We start from the raw sequence: 1321 nt of genomic DNA, 5'->3' as shown, positions 1-1321 counted from the left end.
TGAACCGCCCCGGCTTTGCCGGAGACCCCAACTCGTGAGAAGTAGGGTCTATGACAAGCAAAACGACGAACAAATTTTCTCCTGAAGTCCGTGCCCGCGCCGTTCGAATGGTGGCAGAACACGAGGCCGAGCATCCGTCCCGCTGGGCTGCGGTTTCTTCGATAGCAGCCAAGATCGGTTGCTCGGCGCATACCCTTCATGAATGGGTGAAGAAGGCCGAGGTCGACAGCGGCAAGCGTGCCGGTTTGCCGAGCGATGTGGCGGAGAAGATGAAGGCTCTGGAACGGGAGAACCGGGAGCTTCGTCAGGCGAATGAGATTCTACGCAAAGCTTCGGCATATTTTGCCCAGGCGGAGCTCGACCGCCCACTGAAGCGATGATTTCCTTCATCGACGAACACCGCTCGGTGCTCGGGGTCGAGCCGATCTGCAGGCTGCTGCCGATTGCCCCGTCCACCTATTATGAGGTCGTCGCCAAGCGCACGGACGTGGGTCGCCTATCGGCTCGCGAACGGAATGATATTGCCATGAAAGTCGAGATACGCCGGGTGTTCAACGAGAACTTCCAGGTCTATGGCGTGCGGAAAGTGTGGCGACAGTTGCAGCGAGAAGGCTTCGATATCGCTCGCTGCACCGTCGCAAGGCTCATGAGAATGATGGGTCTTCAAGGCATCATTCGTGGCAAGCCCATCAAAACCACCGTATCGGACAACTCTGCCCCGTGTCCGCTCGACCGCGTCAATCGCCACTTCAAGGCTCCCGCGCCGAACATGCTCTGGCTTTCGGATTTCACCTATGTCGCGACCTGGCAGGGCTTCGTCTATGTCGCCTTTGTAATCGATGCCTTCGCCCGCCGTATCGTTGGCTGGCGGGCCAGTCGAACGGCGCACGCGGGATTCGTCCTCGATGCTCTCGACCAGGCACTCCATGATCGGCGGCCCGTCAAACGTGGCGGGCTGGTTCATCATTCCGACCGCGGCTCGCAATATGTGTCCATTCGCTATTCCGAACGACTGGCCGAGGCGGGCATCGAGCCGTCTGTCGGAAGTGTTGGCGACAGTTACGACAACGCTCTCGCCGAAACGATCAACGGTCTTTACAAGGCCGAGGTCATCCATCGGCGAGGACCATGGCGCAACTTCGAAGCTGTGGAGTTCGCCACGCTCGAATGGGTCGATTGGTTCAACAACCGCCGCCTTCTGGAGCCCATCGGAAATATCCCGCCAGCCGAGGCCGAAGAACGATACTACGCCATGCTGGACGCGCCAGCCATGGCCGCGTAACTTAAACCAAACGGTCTCCGGCACAGCCGGCGCGGTTCA

Annotated in this window: 1 protein-coding gene and 1 other annotated feature; the gene reads left to right on the top strand. The window is 59.5% G+C overall.

The genetic code is table 11. The annotated features are described in order from the left end of the window. Positions 1-50: 50 nt before the first annotated feature. Positions 51-1282 (top strand): IS3 family transposase gene (locus GB927_RS34205; RefSeq protein WP_256121588.1). Its coding sequence is split into 2 segments (ribosomal slippage): positions 51-342 and positions 342-1282, totalling 1233 coding nucleotides; the frame shifts between segments, so codons are not numbered across the junction. Next, positions 335-451: a sequence feature (AL1L pseudoknot), on the top strand. (Overlaps the previous gene by 117 nt.) Positions 1283-1321 lie beyond the last annotated feature (39 nt).

Origin of the sequence: Shinella lacus (assembly GCF_010994755.1) — a bacterium.
GTDB classification, from domain to species: domain Bacteria; phylum Pseudomonadota; class Alphaproteobacteria; order Rhizobiales; family Rhizobiaceae; genus Shinella; species Shinella lacus.
The sequence above is the reverse complement of the archived record's forward strand: the minus strand, read 5'-3'. Positions and strand labels throughout refer to the sequence as shown.